Raw genomic sequence first — 17,562 nt, 5'->3', positions numbered from 1 at the left:
GCTCCGTATTTGGCGGCTACCCTAGGTAAATTCCACAGGTTACAGTATCATACACGCCAAGTTCGAGAGCCCGCAGTGGAGAATGCAGTAATTGCAGGGTTGAAATCAGCTCCACCTGTCCGGTTTGGCTCTTTGCTACAATGAATCAAGGGAGACACGCTTTGGAAGATTACATTATCTGGTTTGATCACCTGGGAATGTCAGACGTTGACCGGGTCGGGGGAAAGAATGCCTCCCTCGGTGAAATGATCAGTAATCTTGCCAACGCAGGTGTTACCGTTCCGGGTGGCTTTGCTACAACCGCTCACGCCTACCGTGAATTCCTGGCCAAAGACGGTCTTCGTGAAAAGATCGACAACGCTTTGGACGCTCTGGACATCAATGATGTGAACGAGTTGGCTCGGGTCGGCTCCGAAATTCGCCAGTGGATTCTTGATACGCCATTTCCGGACGCGCTGGAAAAGCCACTTGCGGACGCCTACGCAAAGCTACGTGACGGCAACGACAACCTCGCGGTGGCGGTGCGTTCGTCAGCCACTGCGGAAGATCTTCCGGATGCGTCATTTGCTGGCCAGCAGGAGACTTTCCTTAACGTTGTGGGCCTGGAACAGGTGCGGACGTCAGTAAAGGAGGTCTTCGCCTCCCTGTTCAATGACCGCGCCATTTCCTATCGTGTCCACCACGGTTTTGATCACAAACAGGTAGCCTTGTCTGCTGGCATTCAGAAAATGGTGCGCAGTGAGACCGCTGCCAGTGGCGTTATGTTCACCCTGGACACGGAATCCGGTTTCCGGGATGTCGTGTTTATCACCGGCTCCTACGGCCTGGGTGAAACGGTGGTGCAGGGTGCTGTGAACCCCGATGAATTCTACGTTCACAAGCCCACCCTCACGGCGGGCAAGCCTGCCGTTCTGCGCCGCAACCTGGGTAGCAAGGCCATCAAGATGGTTTACCACACTGACCCCGCCGCAGAGCAGTTTGTGGAAACGGTCAAGGTTGAACAGGACGAACGTAATCGCTTCTGCATCACTGACGCGGAAGTGGAAGAACTGGCCAAGCAGGCCATGATCATCGAAAAGCATTACCAGCGCCCGATGGACATTGAATGGGCGAAAGATGGCGACGACGGCCGTATCTACATTGTGCAGGCCCGTCCGGAAACCGTTAAGAGCCGCGCTTCGGCCAACGTGATGGAGCGCTATCTGCTCAATGAGACCGGCACCATCCTGGTGGAGGGCCGCAGTATCGGCCACAAGATTGGCAGTGGCCCGGTCAAGATCATCACCAGTATCAAGGAGATGGACCGCGTACAGGCGGGCGATGTTCTCGTTACGGATATGACCGACCCGGACTGGGAGCCGGTGATGAAGCGGGCGTCCGCCATCGTAACCGACCGCGGTGGGCGTACCTGCCATGCTGCCATTATCGCGCGGGAGCTTGGTATTCCGGCCGTGGTGGGCTGTGGCGATGCCACGGAGATTCTGAAAGACGGCCAGGAAGTGACGGTGTCCTGTGCCGAAGGCGACACCGGGATGATCTACGAGGGCAGCCTCGATTTTGAGCTGAAGGAAAACACGGTAGACTCCATGCCCGCCATACCGTTCAAAATCATGATGAACGTGGGTAACCCGGACCGGGCCTTCGACTTCCAGGCGCTACCCAATGAAGGTGTCGGCCTGGCGAGGCTCGAGTTCATCATCAACCGCATGATTGGCGTTCACCCGAAGGCGCTGCTGAATTTTGACGGCCTGCCGCGAGATATTCGTCAGACGGTGGAGAAACGGATCTCCGGGTACAGCTCGCCGGTGGACTTCTACGTCGACAAGCTGGTCGAGGGAATATCCACCCTTGCCGCTGCCTTTGCGCCCAAGAAGGTGATTGTGCGGCTGTCCGACTTCAAGTCCAATGAATACGCCAACCTGATCGGCGGTACCCTTTACGAGCCCGATGAAGAAAACCCGATGCTGGGCTTCCGTGGTGCCTCCCGGTATATCTCCGAAACCTTCCGTGATTGTTTCGAGCTTGAATGCCGGGCGTTGAAGAAAGTCCGTAATGAAATGGGGCTGACCAACGTTGAGATCATGGTGCCTTTTGTCCGCACGGTGGGAGAAGCCGAGCAGGTGGTGAACCTGTTGGCGGAAAATGGGCTCAAGCGTGGCGAGAACGGTTTGCGCGTGATCATGATGTGCGAGCTTCCCGCCAACGCCCTGTTGGCCGAGCAGTTCCTGGAGCATTTTGACGGCTTCTCGATTGGTTCTAACGACCTGACCCAGTTGACCCTGGGGCTGGACAGGGACTCCGGCATCATTGCCCACCTGTTTGATGAGCGGAATGACGCCGTCAAGGCGTTATTGGGCAGTGCTATCCAGGCCTGCAAGAAGGCGAATAAGTACATCGGTATCTGCGGCCAGGGGCCCTCGGATCATCCTGATCTGGCCAAATGGCTGATGGATCAGGGGATCGATTCCGTATCCCTGAATCCGGACTCGGTACTGGATACCTGGTTCTTCCTCGCGGACGAGAAAATCGACTGACCATTTCGAGAAAAGGAGCACGTGCGTGCCTATCGTAACCCCTGATCTGTGTGACGATTACCCCGAAATCCTGGTGGTAGAGCCGGGTTTCCGCAACTTTGGTGGCGTGGACGCCTTCGGGGGCGAGATCGTGACGGTGAAATGCTTTGAGGACAATTCCATCGTTAAGGAACAGGTTGCCCTGCCGGGTAACGGTCGTGTGATGGTTGTCGATGGTGGCGGATCAAAGCGGGCCGCTCTGCTGGGTGACATGCTGGCCGAGAAAGCGGCGGGTAATGGTTGGGCTGGCCTGGTGATCTATGGCTGCATTCGCGATGTAGATGTCATTGGAAAGACAGCCCTGGGAGTGCAGGCGCTGGGTACGCATCCGCGCAAGACCGAGAAGCGTGGAGTGGGTGATCTGGACGTGCCGGTCACCTTCGGAGGCGTGACCTTCCATCCTGGCCATTACATCTATGCCGATAACAACGGTATCGTGGTTTCCGAAAAGCCACTGAAGATCGACTGATACGGCCGTTTGCCCGGTAGTTCCCCCGTACTCTACCGGGCTACATTTCCCTTGACCGCACCGGTCAGCGTTTTACCTTTACAATCTCCATCCCCAGGAGAAACCCATCCCCGTCAGGAACACAGCGAAGCACGCGGCAGACCGTTTCGAATGGCGGGAATTGCTCGCTGGTGGAAGGTAGAAGGGTGTGGATTTCATCCCCTTCAGCAAACGCCCTTTCTACGTAAAGCTGCATGCCAGTGCCGCTGAGATCCCGGCAAATGCCTGGAATCGCGACGCCATTGCTGTCTGTGAGTTCGATTTCCGAGTTCATTGTCATGCGGTGGAAATCGCGTTTTTCTGAATAGTCCTTCATGGTTTCAGACATCCCGGCACCTCGCGGTTGTTGTTTTGTTAGTTATAAATGCTAAGGGCGGAAGCGTCAAAGAATTCATGGGAATAAAAATTCGGGAAGCCCTTATATTTAGTATTTAGGTTTCCCGAATGACACTATATGTGGGTTTTCGAAGAGGCGCTTCCTCCAACGTCTCCCGCGATGGGGAGGTGTTCTATGCCCAGTTGTCCGTTTTCCGTGAAGGCTTGAGCAGCGGGATAACAAGGGCCAAAATTACCCCGAGCAGCACAAGGGCTGCACCCAATAGCATGAAATCGGATTCCTTTTTGGCTTCCAGGCGCTCCTTTTCCGCAGTGAGCACTTCCAGGTCGTTGCGCAGCTTCTGGTTCTCTTCGCGAAGCTCGCTATTCCGCCGATTCAGGTTGATGGAGTCCGAAGCGACTTCCTTGATATTACGAAGCTCTTCGCTGAGTCTTCCGGCGCGGGCTTCCAGGGACTCTTCCGAGCTCCTGAGTTCGTTCCGTTCCGCTGTGACTTCCTCAAGCTGCGTCCTGAGATTATTCAGTTCATTGCGGGCTTGTTCCAGTTGCCGGTTGGTGGCTTCCAGGCGCTGGCGTGCAATAGGAGTGTCGGTGAGATAGCGGGACACCATCCAGCCTTCGATGCCGTCCGGCGTGCGTACACGGCTATACCCTGATTCCGATGTTTCCAGCAGCTCAAGCGAGGTTCCGCTCCGGACTCCCGAGTGCAGGATTCGGTACTGTGTCCCTTCACCACTTCGGATCGGAGCGTAGAGCGTGTCATCGACATAAACGGTTTTGGCGTGGGTTGACGTTGCAGCCACCATCAAAACGATAATGCAGGTAATCAGACGTAAAGGCGTCACTGGTTTTATTCCCTGGAACAGCGATTTAAGGCGCAATTTTGTCATAGATGCCGGGTCATACAAGGTGGAGTTCATTACAAAAAGCTCATGGTGCCAGGTGCAGACAACCCTATGCCTTCAAGGCAGTACAGCCTTGAAGGGTTTGACGATCACTTTCTGGTACACACCGGCATCCACGTAGGGGTCGGCATCGGCCCAGGCCTGGGCCGATGCCAATGAATCAAATTCGGCCACAACCAGGCTGCCGGTGAACCCTGCGTCACCGGGTTCCGGTGTGTCCAGGGCCGGGTGGGGACCCGCGACCAGAAGGCGGCCTTCGTCTCTGAGCAGTTTTAGCCGTTCAATGTGGGCAGGACGGGCGGAAGACCTTAGCGGCAGACTGTTCTCGACATCTTCGCTGATGATGGCGTAGTACATGATATTCTCCGGATATTTACTGACACAGTGTAATACCTGGCTGGTACACTGGCGTTGATGGTATTTACTCTGAAATCGGGAAAGATGTGACTATAACTCAAGAAGCTGACTTCTGCATTGATCTGCATTGCCACACGACGGCGTCCGACGGCGCGTTGCCGCCGAAGGAATTGGTCGCACGTGCTCACGCCAGAGGTGTTACCCACCTTGCCATAACAGATCACGATACCATCGCCGGGCTTGAAGAGGCATCGGAGGCCGCACGGGAGGCTGGTCTTACGCTGATCGCCGGTACCGAGCTGTCCTGCCTCTGGAAAAGTCACACCATACACGTAGTCGGGCTTGATTTTGACGTTGATGACGACCGTCTGAAGCAGGCATTGGAGCGGCAGAACACGAACCGTTGGTCCCGAGCCCGCACCATTACCGACAAGCTTTCAAAGCTGAAAATTGAAAACCTGCTCGAGAAGGCAACGGATAAGGCGGGCGGCGACGTGCCCGGTCGGCCTCATTTTGCCAGGGTGCTGGTGGAAGAGGGGGTGGTAAAGGATATCGCCCAGGCGTTCAAGCGCTACCTTGGAGCTGGCAAGGCGGGGGATGTAAAGGGTTTCTGGCCTGAATTGCCGGAGGTAGTCCGGTGGATTACAGAGGCCGGAGGTGTGGCCGTGCTGGCTCACCCCAGGAAGTACAAGCTTACCGCAACCAAACTGCGCGCGCTCGTTGCCGACTTCCGTCAGGCGGGAGGCCGGAGTATTGAAGTCTCAACGTCGGGGCAGTCCAGCGGTGATCTGGGCTTTTTGGCGGAACTGTGTCGTCGGGAAAACCTGCTTGCCTCCCAGGGCAGCGATTTCCATTTTCCCGGTGCACCCTGGTGTGAGCTTGGGGTCATCATGAAAATGCCAGACGGGCTTGAGCCTGTCTGGCATCATTTCAAACAACCGGCAGGGGTTCCCGCAGCGGTTTAATCCGGTGCGTGGAACAGCAGGTATAGGTCGGTCAGCGAGTCGGGAATGGCGTCCGCCATTTGCCGGGACAGTTTCTCGCTGTTGCGGACGTTCTGGAAGTCTTCATCCTCGAACAGCCCAGACAGCGTGAGCATCGGCACCAGCAGGTCTGCGGTTTCCTCCTCGCCGGCTTCCAGCCAGGCTTCCTCATTCTCGAGGAAGGTGTCCACGAACCCGGCACACCAGTTCTCCAATGCATTCATCGGATCGCCATCTTCAGGTTCCGGCAACTCAAGGGGCTGGCCCATGTCCAGTGCGTGTGCCATATCCCTGCCGAGTTGCTCAACGGCCTGGCGGAACACATCCGGAACCTGGCCGCTGGGCGCCTGTTCGGCGCCCGTGGCCAGCCTGAAGATGTCTTCAGTGCTCAAGGATGTCGGGCCTACCACGCTGGCGCAGACAACCCCATGCAAACCGAAGAAATCCAGGGCCTCGTCGCCCCAGGGTTCTGCGAAAAGGATGTCTTCCAGCGCTTCGATGTCCGAATCTGATAGCATTCGTCAGTTACTCCCGGCCTTTTTGGCCTCTTCGGCTGCCCGCTGACGCTTACGGACTTCCCTCGGATCATTGTAGGCACGGCCCGGGGTTACCGGTACATTCACCTGCTCACTCGGCTTTTCTTGCTCAGCCGCGGGCTCAACCGGCTTCTCTGCAGGTTTTTGCGTTTCCTCTGCCTCGGAGGCCTCGGCTTTCGGTTCCGCCGCTGGTTTGCTGGTCGTTTCCTGCGGTTCTTTCACTGTATCCGCTGCTGCCGGCTCGCTCGCCGGGGTGGCGGTATCGGGTTGTTCCGCTTTCTCGGTTTTGGTTGCCGTCGGCTCAGCGTCAGCAGTGCTGTCGGCCTTGGATTCAGCCTTGGATTCCGCCTTGGGTTTGGTGTCAGCTTCTGTTGGTTGTGGCTTGGCATCCACTTCCTGCTTGGGGGTTTCGGCCTCTACCACGGCCTCTGGGGTTTCTTTGCCCGGAGTTGCTTTTTCAGCCTTGTCGGCCGTCGTCGCATCTGCGTCGGTGGGTTCAGCCTTCTTTTCAGCTGGTTTCCTGGATGACCGGCGTGGACGGGCAGGGCGTTTCGGCTTCTCCTCAGCAATAGTCTCGGACTCTGCTTCAGATTTCACTGCCTCATTGCCCGCGGTGTCCGGCTGGTCGGGCTTCGCGGTGCCAGACGTTGCCGGCTGCGGCTGTTTTTCGGGCGCTTTATTGGGCTCCGCACTTTCGGCCGTTGGTTCCGCAGGTTTCGTCGCCGATTTCTCGACCGGTGCTTCCGTCGCGCTTTCCGCTGACGTCGCTTCGACAGGCTTTTCAGCCACGCTTTCCGCCGGCTTCGGCTCTGCCGTATTGGCCGCGGCTACGTCCGGCTTTCCTGCGGGCTGAGTTGCAGGTTGCTTGTCGGTCTGCTCTTCCGGCTGAGTATCCTTCTGATGCCTTTCGCTGCGGGCGGACTTCCGATCTGCCGGTGTTGACGCCGGGTTTTCAGCAGGGGAGCCGTCGCGATTACGATTACGTCTTGGTTTGCGACGTTTTTCATCGGAGCCGGACTTGTCGGCGGCAGCGCTTTTCTGGGGACTGGTGTCCTGTTGTTCCTGGCGGTCCTTCTGGTCCCTGCTGGTCTGGGGCTTGTTGCGCCCCTGCCCGCGTCCCTGGCCGTCTTTGCGGTTGCCATCCCTGCGGCTATCGGCTGTCTTGTCGGCGCTCTTGTCAGCACTTCCCTGCTGGCCCTGGCCACTGCGGCCCTGGTCGTCTCCGCGATTGCGGTTTGCACCTCGGTTACGTCCCCGGTTGTCATCGCTGCGGCTGCTGTCGCCACGATTGGCGCCGGCCTGACGGCGGTCAGCGCCACTGCGATTTCCGGAACGGTTGTCGTCACGGGCCACCCTGGATTTACGACGGTCCTGGCGGTCCTGGGTACGGCGGTCGTCACGGTTGGAGCCGCTAGGCTGTTCCCGTTTCACCGGTGGTTCACCGATGACTTCCTCACCGCTGAAGAAATCCGCAATCTTGCGGCCAAGTTTGCGGAACAGGCCATCAGTCTGTTCGGCCGGGGTTTCTTGCGCTGCCTTTTCCGGGGCAGGTGCGGGCGCAACCGGGCGAATGGCTTTCACCGCTGCCTGTTCGCGGACCGGTGGCTGGGCAGCAGGGGCCTCGAAGATTTCTTCTTCCCGTTCACTGTATTCCTGAGCGACCTGGTAGCTCGATACATGCTCCACGCCGGTCTCATCGTCACGCATGCGCAGGATTTCGAAGTGAGGTGTTTCCATGTGAGGTGCGGGAACCACCACCACTTCCACTTCCTGGCGTGCTTCGATGTCGGCCAACTGCTTGCGCTTCTCGTTTAGCAGGAATGTGGCAACGGCGACGGGCACCACGGCACGGACCTGGCCAGTCTTTTCCTTGGAGGATTCCTCGTAGATCAGGCGCATGATGCTCAGGGCCAGAGACTCAATGCCCCTGATGGTGCCCTGGCCTTCACAGCGAGGGCAGACTTCGCTGCGGGTCTCGCCCAGGGATGGGCGCAAACGCTGGCGAGACATTTCAAGCAGGCCAAAGCGTGAAATCTTGCCCACTTGTACCCGGGCGCGGTCGATTTCCAGTGCTTCGCGCATCTTCTGCTCGACTTCGCGCTGGTGCTTGGCCGGGGTCATGTCGATAAAGTCGATCACGATCAAGCCGCCCATGTCCCTGAGACGCAGTTGGCGGGCAATCTCTTCCGCCGCTTCCAGGTTGGTCTGGAGCGCGGTTTCCTCAATGTCGTGGCCCTTGGTGGCACGGGAGGAGTTGATGTCAATGGACACCAGTGCCTCGGTGGGATCGATCACGATGGAGCCACCGGAGGGCAGCTTCACTTCACGCTGGAACGCGGTCTCGATCTGGCCTTCGATCTGGTAACGGCTGAACAGGGGGATTTCGTCCTTGTACAGCTTGATCTTGTTTTCGAACGAGGGCATGACGGCGCGAACGAAGTTCAATACATCCTCGTACACCGTTGCGGCGTCAATCAGTACCTCACCAATGTCCTGGCGAAGATAGTCGCGTACAGCGCGGATAATGACGTTGCTTTCCTGGTGAATAAGGAACGGCGCCTTGCGCTCACCGGCGGCCTGGGTAATGGCCTCCCAGAACTGGACGAGGTAGTCCAGGTCCCACTGCAGCTCTTCGGTGGTGCGGCCGATGCCGGCGGTACGAACGATGATGCCCATGGACTTGGGCACCTGTACATCGTTCATGGCCTCTTTCAGCTGCGCCCGCTCTTCACCTTCGATACGACGGGAAATGCCGCCGGCGCGAGGATTGTTGGGCATGAGCACGAGGTATCGGCCCGCAAGGGAGATAAAGGTGGTGAGGGCTGCACCCTTGTTGCCACGTTCTTCCTTATCCACCTGAATAATGACTTCCTGACCTTCGGCAACCACATCCTTGATGTTGATCTTGCCTTCAATCTGGCCGGGTGATTTCTTGAAATACTCCTTGGAGATTTCTTTGAGAGGAAGGAATCCGTGGCGTTCCGCGCCGAAGTCCACAAAAGCGGCTTCCAGGCTTGGCTCTACACGGGTTATGCGACCCTTGTAGATATTGGCTTTCTTCTGCTCACGGGAGCTGGATTCGATGTCGAGGTCAAACAGACGCTGGCCGTCAACCAGGGCTACGCGCAACTCTTCGGGATGAGTCGCATTGATCAGCATTCTTTTCATGGAAAGAAATGGTTCCTGTCGTTTGGTTTGGACAGAAAACCTGGGGAATAGCATCAGCGAAGCAGAACTTGCGTGCCGTGGGCCCCTTGTAACAGGGGTAATCCGACGGCCAGACGAATCAGATCCCTGCGGGGAATTTTCCCGGGGTTCCGAGGCCACCGCCGACGGTTCGCCTGCCTGTGGGCAGGAAAGAGTCGCTTTGGGTCAGAGTCTGTTGGCGCATGTTATCCGTTTTCAGGTTCACGCGGGTGCCTGGGTCTCACGTCGTATTCGTATGCTGGACGGCCCGGCCCTGCGTGCTGGTAATGATTCTTCGCGATGTCGCCCGACGGTTTTCCGTACGGTTTCTTGTTCCCCCGGCTTCTGGACAGTCGCTGTAATCAGCGTCTTCCGTTTTGGCCCGGGAGGATTTCAATCGCCGAGCCCGGTAATGATTGGGCTTTCGGCGTTCAAACTCTCAAATAGTGTCGGTATACTCCTGCCGCTCCGGCTTCTGGCATACTGGCCAGGCCGTAGACAAACGGCAGAGCACGCCGGAATATAACAGTATTCGCCGGCTCCTTCAATCCCGCAGGGTTTCCAGCGGTAAGGTATCCATGTCCAGATCGACCAGGCAAAAACGTCCCTCTTCGTCATCGCAGCCTGTCAGTGGCGAAAAGAGTAGCTCTGTGCCCGGCTCCAGAGGTGGCGAAATCAGGCAGGGTGTGCGAAAGGTGGTGGTTGATGAGGATAACCACGGTCAGCGCGTGGACAACTACCTGATGGCGCAGATCCGGGATGTACCGCGCAGTATCATCTATCGGATTATCCGCAAGGGCGAGGTGCGCGTGAACAAGGGCAGGGTGAAGCCCGACACCCGTCTGAATACGGGTGATGAGGTGCGCATTCCACCGGTTACCCGAAAGGAAAAGCCGGCGCAGGTAGTTCCAGGCTCCCGGGTTCAGGGGGTCATGCAGGACGCGGTGGTGTTTGAAAATGATCAGATGCTGGTGGTTAATAAGCCATCAGGTATAGCGGTTCACGGTGGTAGCGGGCTGGATTTCGGGCTGATCGAAGTCTTGCGGGCGGCGCGGCCGGAGGCCCGGTTTCTGGAACTCGTGCATCGGCTTGATAGGGATACATCGGGATTGGTGATGGTTGCAAAGAAGCGTTCTGCGTTGCGTTATTTGCAGGACGAGTTGCGTCACAAGCGTATTCGTAAACATTATCATGCTCTGGTGGCGGGCGACTGGCCTGGGGCTGTCAGGAAGGTCAGCGAGCCGTTGCTGCGGTTTGAGCTTGGCTCCGGTGAGCGCCGTGTTCGCGTGGATGAGGCAGGAAAGGACTCTCTCACCCGCTTCCGGGTATTGGACTCCTTTTCAGGGTATACCCTGGTTGAGGCCTCACCGGTAACCGGTCGCACCCATCAGATCCGTGTTCACAGTGCCTGGGCGGGGCATCCGATTGCCGGCGATGACAAGTATATGGATGATGTAAGCCTGCGGGCATTTCGTTCCGCCGGCGGTCAGCGTTTAATGCTCCACGCCCGCGCCCTGGACTTTACGCTGCCCTCCACGGGAGAGCCAGTTCATCTTGAGGCTCCCTATGATGAGGCTTTCAGCGAACTCATGGCCAAGCTGGCGGCGCGCCGGAAGGCCTCCGAATAATCCGTTGTTCTGTGGTTCGCAAGCAGAATGACCGCACCAAGGTAGTATCAATGGACGTAAAGGTCGTGATTTTTGACTGGGACGGAACGCTGGTGGATTCCGTTGATCATATTGCCGACAGCCTTCATCAGGCGGCCACCGAGCTGGGGTATCCGGAACTGGAGCGGGAAGCCTATCGCGATATCATCGGCCTGGGCATGATTGAAGCTCTGGAAAAGCTGTATCCCGGTATAACGCGGGAGGAAATGACGGCGATTCGCGAAGGTTATGCCCGTTATTTTTTCTCCAAGGTGACTACGCCCCAGAATGTGTTTGCGGGCATGGCGGACGTACTGGCTGACCTTCGTGCAGCGGGGCGCGGCTGCTCGGTGGCCACCGGCAAGAGCCGCCGCGGTCTGGAAGGTGCTTTGGTGTCCAGCGGGCTTGGGCCGCATTTTGATATTACTCGCTGCGCGGATGAAACCCGCTCCAAGCCCGACCCGGCGATGCTCGGAGAGATCATCCGCTTTTACGGCATTGAGCCGGCGGAAGCGGTTATGATCGGGGATACCCGGTACGATCTTGAGATGGCCCAGCGTATCGGGATGCCGTCTATTGGTGTGGAGTGGGGTGTGCATAAACGTGATGTGCTGGGGCATTACGCACCGCACGCGGTCGTCGATTCGGTAAAAGACCTGCGCGACGTACTCGGCCTCTGAGCCGCAACAGTAACAGGAAGTAGCAATGAGCGATTGGGAATCAGACAGACATCCTGGCTGGGGGAGCGAGCCAGAAAACCCGGAAAGCGGAGCGAAAAGCCCTGAAGGAAGTCGCCGCAAGCCAGCGATGCCGCCGGAGTCGGCTCGTGATTGGAAATTGATCGAAAAGTTGGTGATGTCTCTGCAGTCAGAGCAGCGAAAAAGCCGCCGCTGGGGGATATTTTTCAAACTGCTGACGTTCGGGTATCTCTTTGCCTTGCTGCTGATGATCCAGTTTCCGTTAAGCGGTGCGCTGGAATCCGCTGCCAAGGGAAAGCACACGGCGCTCGTTGAGATCGAGGGCACTATCGCGGCGGATGAGCTCGCCAGCGCCGACAACATTGTAGGTTCCCTGCGCGAAGCGTTTGAGGCAGAGAATTCGGTGGGGGTGATCCTGCGCATCAACAGTCCGGGCGGCAGTCCGGTCCAGTCCGGTTACGTCTATGACGAAATCGTTCGGTTGAGGGGTGAGTATCCGGAGAAGAAGGTGTATGCGGTGATTTCCGATATTGGTGCCTCTGGCGCCTACTATATTGCTGCGGCTGCTGATGAAATATACGCCGACAAGGCGAGTCTCGTGGGTTCCATCGGTGTGGTGGCCGGAGGTTTCGGATTTACGGGGATCATGGACAAACTGGGGGTCGACCGCCGTCTGTACACGGCGGGTGAGAACAAGGCGTTCCTGGATCCGTTCTCACCGGAGGAAGAAGAAGAGGTGCAATTCTGGCAAGACGTTCTGGAAACCACTCACAGTCAGTTTATCGAGAGTGTGCGGAAGGGGCGGGGTGATCGGCTTGCGGATGACGAGCAACTGTTCTCAGGGCTGGTCTGGAGTGGTGAGCAGGCGCTTGAGCTTGGCCTGATCGATGGTCTTGGCAGTTCTTCGCATGTGGCAAGACAGGTTATCGGCCAGGAGGATCTTGTGGACTACAGCCGCCGAGAATCGCCGTTCCAGGAAATTGTTGACCAGTTCGGCGTTTCTGTGGGCAGTGGTATTGCCCGCTACTTCGCTGAATCGCGGCTGGAGCTGCGCTGAGGGTCGTGGGGCTGATGCAGTGGATTCAGCCCCCAATTTAGCAGCATTCTGGTGAGTGCGATCAACGGCAGCCCGATCAGGCTGTTCGGATCGTCCCCTTCCAGTCGCTTGAACAGGGTGATGCCCAAGCCTTCCATTTTGAAGCTGCCTGCGCAGTCGTAGGGTGTCTCAGTGTGTAGGTAGTTGTCGATTTCGTCCGCGTCTAGCTCCCGGAAATAGGCATGGAAGTGTTCGCAGTGGCTCTGCCGTTCGTTGGTGCCGGAATCCAGCAGTACCAGGCCCGTCAGGAATGAGACTCTCTGGCCGCTGCTGCGCTTCAGCTGCTGCACGGCGCGCTCATGGTTTCCCGGCTTGTTCAGCACGGTGCCATCCTCGAGGCAGGCAACCTGGTCAGAGCCGATGATCCAGTGGTCAGGATAATCCCCGGCGAGCGCTTCGGCTTTCTTTTGCGCCAGTCGCACGGCCAGCTGTTCCGGGCCTTCACTTATCTCTGGTGATTCATCGACGTTCGGTGATGCGGCCTGGAAGGGCAGTCCCAGCCGTTCCATCAGCTGTCGCCGGTAAGGTGATGATGAGGCAAGCAGAAGTGGGCGGTGTTGCATTGGGTTCCTTATGTCATTGCTTGGTATTATCGTAGAATACACCTATCCGCAGTGTACCCCTTGCCCAAAAGCGCATGAAGTCTTTGACAGCGGGCGGTCAGGTCCCTAAAATTGCGCGCCTATGTCAAAAGCCTCAAGCACCGAGCTGCCCAAAACTGTCGATCCTTACCGATTGGCAGAGCAACAAATAGTGTTGGAGGGAGAAATTCCTCTGCAGGCATTGTCTCGTTTTGGTGATTCTGTATTTGGTTTTGAGGACGGCGCAGTGTGCCGGGTGAGCCTGTCATTCTCCATGGACGGCGAACGCCGACGCATGGTGACAGGTGAGCTGGAAGCACCGGTTACCCTGGAGTGTCAGCGCTGCATGGGGCCCATGCAAAAGACACTGGTCTCCCACTTTACATTGGGGTTGGTGACCAGCGATGAGCAGGCCCAGCAGTTGCCAAAAGAGCTTGAACCGTTTCTGACGGACGATTTCAGCGCGGATTTGTGGTCCTTGACTGAGGACGAACTGTTGCTGGTTCTGCCGCCGTTTCCGCTTCATGAGCGTGACGAATGTCCCGCCCGAGAAGAGCTGGAAGCCTTTGAACCGGATGAATCCGGGGACGAGCCGGTCAGGAAGTCTGAAGACAACCCGTTCAGCGTACTGGCGGATCTCAAGACAAAGAAACATTAATCAGGCGTCGTTTTCCCTGGAAACCGTCGCGAATTTAACGAACACACGTTTATCAGGTCAGGAGCATAATCATGGCTGTACAGAAAAATCGAAAAACCCGCTCAAAGCGCGGTATGCGTCGTTCACACGATGCTCTGAGCACGGCAGCTCTGTCCACTGACACCACGACTGGTGAAGTGCATCGTCGTCACCACGTGTCGCCGGACGGTTTTTACCGTGGCAAGCAGGTAATTGAGGCTCGCGACGAGTAAACCGTCGCGAGCAATCCACCCGCCAGTGCGAGATGGAGGAACGGTGAAGCCGGTCACCATCGCAATTGACGCCATGAGTGGTGATCGCGGAGCCGATGTTGTGGCCTCCGCTGCACTGGATGCGGTGAAAGAAAACGAAGCCTTGAGTCTCGTTCTGGTAGGAATCCGGAGTGAGCTTGAGGCTTTGTTGCATCCTGGGCACTCGCGAATTCGTATCGTCGAAGCTGCCGATGTCGTGCGGATGAATGAGCGGCCCTCCCATGCGCTTCGCCACAAACGCAATTCGTCCATGGCCGTGGCGCTGGGGCTTGTTCGCGATGGCGTTGCTCAAGGTTGTGTCAGTGCTGGCAATACCGGCGCGCTCATGGCGTTCGGCCGTTCTGTTATCCGTATGTACCCGGGTATTGAGCGCCCTGCAATCGCCAAACTGATTCCGTCGCTTCGGGGGCGTTGCCACGTGCTCGATCTGGGCGCCAACGTGGACTCCACTGCGGAAAACCTCTATCAGTACGCACTGATGGGCTCACTGATGGCATCGGCCATCTGCAATCAGCCAGAACCTCGAGTCGCTCTGCTTAATGTTGGCGAAGAGGAGATCAAGGGCAATGAGCAAGTGCGGCTTGCCTCTCACATGCTGGCCCAGTGCGATACCATCAACTACATCGGATACATCGAGGGCAGTGATCTGTTCCGCGACGTGGCGGATGTGGTGGTGTGCGACGGTTTCGTCGGGAATATTGCCCTGAAGACGGGTGAGGGCGTTGCCGGTCTGCTGATTGAATTGCTGGAACAAGCCTTTACGAAAACGTTTTACGGCAAGTGCGTCGGCTTCTTCGCGCGGCCGATCATCGGACGGCTGCTCCGGCTTATGGACCCCTCAAGGCACAACGGTGCCAGTCTCCTTGGCCTCCAAGGGGTGGTGATAAAGAGCCATGGCAACGCCAACGAGCGCGCCATGCTGGCCGCCATACGTCAGGCGGTTCGTGAAGTTGAGCTGGAAGTGCCCAGCCGCATAAACGACCGTCTCGATGACCTGATGATCTGAGTGCTCAAGCCTTAACCTGTCCCTGAGACTAAAGTCTCTCCCCATTTTTGCTAGATTGGCCGGATCGGCCCCCAGGTTGTACTATTGGCTAATCTCCCGTAACCCCTCATTGACGGTAAGATTCCCACTATGAAATCAGCCTTTATTTTTCCCGGACAAGGATCGCAGTCTGTCGGTATGCTGGGAGCAGCAGCCGAGAACTGGCCGATCATAGAAAAAACGTTTTCCGAAGCCTCCGATGTGCTGGGGTATGATCTCTGGCACCTGTGCCAGCATGGCCCTGCGGAAGAGCTTAATCAGACCACGGTTACCCAGCCAGCGCTGTTGGCGGCGAGCGTCGCGCTCTGGCGGCAGTGGTTTGTAGCAGGAGGTCAGGCGCCTGACTTTGTCGCCGGGCACAGCCTGGGTGAGTACAGTGCGCTGGTTGCAGCGGAAAGCCTGAACTTTTTTGATGCCATTAAACTGGTGCAACTGCGTGGCGAGCTCATGCAGGCCGCCGTGCCAGCCGGCGAAGGCAAGATGGCAGCCATTCTTGGTCTCGAAGACGACGACGTAACCGCCGCCTGTGCCGAGGCGGCGAATGGTGACGTGGTTGCCGCCGTCAATTTCAATGCCCCTGGGCAAGTAGTGATTGCTGGTGCTGCTGGAGCGGTTGAACGCGCCATCGAAGCCTGCAAGGCCCGAGGTGCCCGCAAGGCCATGCCATTGCCGGTGAGTGTGCCTTCCCACTGTGCCCTGATGAAGGGAGCCGCGGAGGAACTGGCAACCGCGTTGGACGAAGTAACGTTTAACGATGCTGTCATCCCGGTAATACAGAATGTTACCGCTTCCGTCGCCCAGGACAGTGAATCCCTCAAGGCTAATCTGGTCAAGCAGCTATACTCTCCGGTGTTGTGGACCGATACCGTTCGTAAACTGGTGGCAAATGATGTGCGGATCGCTGTAGAGTGCGGCGCCGGTAAAGTCCTTGCAGGGCTGGCGAAGCGCATTGACCGTGAATTGTCGGTTTACGGCATTGACGAGCCGGATGCGCTGGCAAAGGCGTCAGAGGCATTTGGACAGTAATAAATAGGAGCAACACATGTCTCTTGAAGGCAAAACAGCGCTGGTAACGGGTGCAACTCGCGGGATCGGAAAGGCCATTGCAAAGGCGCTGGCAGATCAGGGCGCCATGGTGGTCGGTACGGCAACCAGTGAGAATGGCGCCGAGTCGATTTCCGCTGACCTGAAAGCAGCAGGCGCGAAGGGTTTCGGTATCGTAATGAACGTCGCCGACCCAGACAGCATCGAGGCTGGCCTGAAGGAAATCAACGAGAAAGCCGGTGCGCCGGCGATCCTGGTCAACAACGCAGGGATCACTCGTGATAATCTGCTGATGCGGCTGAAGGACGATGACTGGGCGTCGGTGGTGGAAACCAACTTGTCCAGCGTCTACCGGACCAGCAAGGCCGTATTGCGGGGAATGGCCAAGGCGCGATGGGGTCGGGTGATCAATATCAGCTCGGTTGTGGCTGGTATGGGTAACCCCGGACAGGCCAACTATTGCGCTGCCAAGGCCGGAGTTGAGGGTTTTACCCGCAGCCTGGCGAAAGAAATGTCGAACCGGGGCATTACCGCCAATTGCGTAGCGCCCGGATTTATCGATACGGATATGACCCGAAAACTGGACGACAAGCAACGTGAGGCTATGATGGAAGTCATACCTGCCGGTCGTCTGGGTGAGCCGGAAGAAGTGGCTGCGGTGGTTGCCTTCCTGGCGTCGGAGGCCGCTGGTTACGTGACGGGCGAAACGATCCACGTGAACGGCGGTATGTACATGGGATAGTCCCTGTGGGGACGTGTGCGCAAACCCTTGTCGCACAACATGTTTGAATGGAACCCCTGCTTGTTTGCAGGTATGGTTTAAACTAAACTGGCAGCACTTAAGTTGCTTGGTTGACACAAAAGTGAGGACATTATGAGTACAGTTGAAGAGCGCGTGAAGAAGATCGTTTGTGAGCAGTTGGGCGTTAAAGAGTCCGAAGTTCAGAACACATCTTCTTTTGTAGAGGACCTTGGCGCTGACTCACTGGACACCGTTGAGCTGGTCATGGCACTCGAAGAAGAGTTCGAGACCGAGATTCCCGACGAGGAAGCGGAAAAGCTGGCGAGTGTCCAGGACGCGATCGACTACATCGTCGCGCACACCTGATACTCTGCACGC

Annotated in this window: 18 protein-coding genes; 12 read left to right on the top strand and 6 right to left on the bottom strand. The window is 57.4% G+C overall.

The features are described 5' to 3' along the window. The first annotated feature begins 161 nt into the window (after window positions 1-161). Together ppsA and rraA are read left to right on the top strand one after the other, a co-directional pair. Window positions 162-2,534, top strand: a complete 2,373-nt coding sequence (ppsA, locus tag JJO78_RS10675; RefSeq protein WP_036204999.1) for a phosphoenolpyruvate synthase — start codon at window positions 162-164, stop codon at window positions 2,532-2,534. Window positions 2,535-2,559: 25 nt separating this feature from the next. Further along, entirely contained in the window at window positions 2,560-3,042 is a 483-nt protein-coding gene (gene rraA, locus JJO78_RS10670; protein WP_036205000.1) for a ribonuclease E activity regulator RraA, read from the top strand. A gap of 64 nt (window positions 3,043-3,106) precedes the next feature. On the opposite strand, the gene JJO78_RS10665 is transcribed toward rraA, so the two are convergent. From JJO78_RS10665 to JJO78_RS10655, 3 genes are all read right to left on the bottom strand, one after another. Further along, window positions 3,107-3,409: a PilZ domain-containing protein gene (locus JJO78_RS10665; RefSeq protein WP_226909933.1), complete on the bottom strand. Its 303-nt coding sequence runs from the start codon at window positions 3,407-3,409 to the stop codon at window positions 3,107-3,109. Between the two features lie 181 nt (window positions 3,410-3,590). Then, window positions 3,591-4,262 carry a TIGR04211 family SH3 domain-containing protein gene (locus tag JJO78_RS10660; protein WP_273623644.1) on the bottom strand — a complete coding sequence of 224 codons (672 nt, stop codon included), beginning with the start codon at window positions 4,260-4,262 and terminating at the stop codon, window positions 3,591-3,593. Between the two features lie 117 nt (window positions 4,263-4,379). Then, window positions 4,380-4,679, bottom strand: a complete 300-nt coding sequence (locus JJO78_RS10655) for a YciI family protein (protein WP_007154082.1) — start codon at window positions 4,677-4,679, stop codon at window positions 4,380-4,382. Window positions 4,680-4,765: 86 nt separating this feature from the next. Here JJO78_RS10655 and JJO78_RS10650 point away from each other — a divergent pair, with 86 nt between their 5' ends. After that, window positions 4,766-5,644 carry a PHP domain-containing protein gene (locus JJO78_RS10650; RefSeq protein ID WP_075194777.1) on the top strand — a complete coding sequence of 293 codons (879 nt, stop codon included), beginning with the start codon at window positions 4,766-4,768 and terminating at the stop codon, window positions 5,642-5,644. Here the strand turns inward: JJO78_RS10650 and JJO78_RS10645 are convergent. Both JJO78_RS10645 and rne read right to left on the bottom strand, forming a co-directional pair. Next, window positions 5,641-6,180: a YecA/YgfB family protein gene (locus JJO78_RS10645; protein ID WP_007154080.1), complete on the bottom strand. Its 540-nt coding sequence runs from the start codon at window positions 6,178-6,180 to the stop codon at window positions 5,641-5,643. The two genes, JJO78_RS10650 and JJO78_RS10645, sit on opposite strands and share 4 nt — an antisense overlap. 3 nt (window positions 6,181-6,183) lie before the next feature. Then, complete coding sequence (gene rne / locus JJO78_RS10640; RefSeq protein WP_273623643.1) at window positions 6,184-9,366, bottom strand: ribonuclease E; 3,183 nt, start codon at window positions 9,364-9,366, stop codon at window positions 6,184-6,186. Between the two features lie 704 nt (window positions 9,367-10,070). On the opposite strand from rne, the gene rluC reads away from it, so the two are divergent. From rluC to JJO78_RS10625, 3 genes are read left to right on the top strand one after another with little or no spacing between them, the layout of a single operon-like run. Further along, on the top strand, window positions 10,071-11,012 hold the full coding sequence (gene rluC, locus JJO78_RS10635) for a 23S rRNA pseudouridine(955/2504/2580) synthase RluC (RefSeq protein ID WP_185906490.1): 942 nt from the start codon (window positions 10,071-10,073) through the stop codon (window positions 11,010-11,012). Window positions 11,013-11,062: 50 nt separating this feature from the next. Continuing rightward, on the top strand, window positions 11,063-11,710 hold the full coding sequence (locus JJO78_RS10630; RefSeq protein ID WP_036205004.1) for an HAD family hydrolase: 648 nt from the start codon (window positions 11,063-11,065) through the stop codon (window positions 11,708-11,710). Between the two features lie 25 nt (window positions 11,711-11,735). Beyond that, a complete protein-coding gene (locus JJO78_RS10625; RefSeq protein ID WP_273063143.1) occupies window positions 11,736-12,785 on the top strand; it encodes a S49 family peptidase in 1,050 nt (349 codons plus the stop codon). On the opposite strand, the gene JJO78_RS10620 is transcribed toward JJO78_RS10625, so the two are convergent. After that, entirely contained in the window at window positions 12,752-13,387 is a 636-nt protein-coding gene (locus tag JJO78_RS10620; RefSeq protein ID WP_273623642.1) for a Maf family protein, read from the bottom strand. The genes JJO78_RS10625 and JJO78_RS10620 overlap by 34 nt on opposite strands. A 121-nt stretch (window positions 13,388-13,508) precedes the next feature. Here JJO78_RS10620 and JJO78_RS10615 point away from each other — a divergent pair, with 121 nt between their 5' ends. From JJO78_RS10615 to acpP, 6 genes are all read left to right on the top strand, one after another. Beyond that, entirely contained in the window at window positions 13,509-14,063 is a 555-nt protein-coding gene (locus JJO78_RS10615; RefSeq protein WP_075194781.1) for a YceD family protein, read from the top strand. Between the two features lie 71 nt (window positions 14,064-14,134). Next, window positions 14,135-14,314: a 50S ribosomal protein L32 gene (gene rpmF, locus JJO78_RS10610; protein ID WP_036205010.1), complete on the top strand. Its 180-nt coding sequence runs from the start codon at window positions 14,135-14,137 to the stop codon at window positions 14,312-14,314. A gap of 43 nt (window positions 14,315-14,357) precedes the next feature. Beyond that, window positions 14,358-15,359, top strand: a complete 1,002-nt coding sequence (plsX, locus tag JJO78_RS10605; RefSeq protein WP_051946665.1) for a phosphate acyltransferase PlsX — start codon at window positions 14,358-14,360, stop codon at window positions 15,357-15,359. A gap of 129 nt (window positions 15,360-15,488) precedes the next feature. Beyond that, window positions 15,489-16,424 (top strand): ACP S-malonyltransferase, encoded by a 936-nt coding sequence (gene fabD / locus JJO78_RS10600; RefSeq protein WP_228209776.1) that lies wholly within the window; start codon window positions 15,489-15,491, stop codon window positions 16,422-16,424. Between the two features lie 16 nt (window positions 16,425-16,440). Next, the gene (fabG, locus tag JJO78_RS10595; protein ID WP_007154070.1) at window positions 16,441-17,184 is read left to right on the top strand and encodes a 3-oxoacyl-ACP reductase FabG; all 744 of its coding nucleotides are present in this window, start codon (window positions 16,441-16,443) and stop codon (window positions 17,182-17,184) included. 132 nt (window positions 17,185-17,316) lie between these two features. Beyond that, window positions 17,317-17,550: an acyl carrier protein gene (gene acpP, locus JJO78_RS10590; protein ID WP_007154069.1), complete on the top strand. Its 234-nt coding sequence runs from the start codon at window positions 17,317-17,319 to the stop codon at window positions 17,548-17,550. Window positions 17,551-17,562 lie beyond the last annotated feature (12 nt).

The sequence above is a fragment of the Marinobacter sp. DS40M6 genome, assembly GCF_028581595.1.
GTDB lineage: Bacteria > Pseudomonadota > Gammaproteobacteria > Pseudomonadales > Oleiphilaceae > Marinobacter > Marinobacter salarius.
This window is presented reverse-complemented; position numbering and strand designations above follow the sequence as displayed.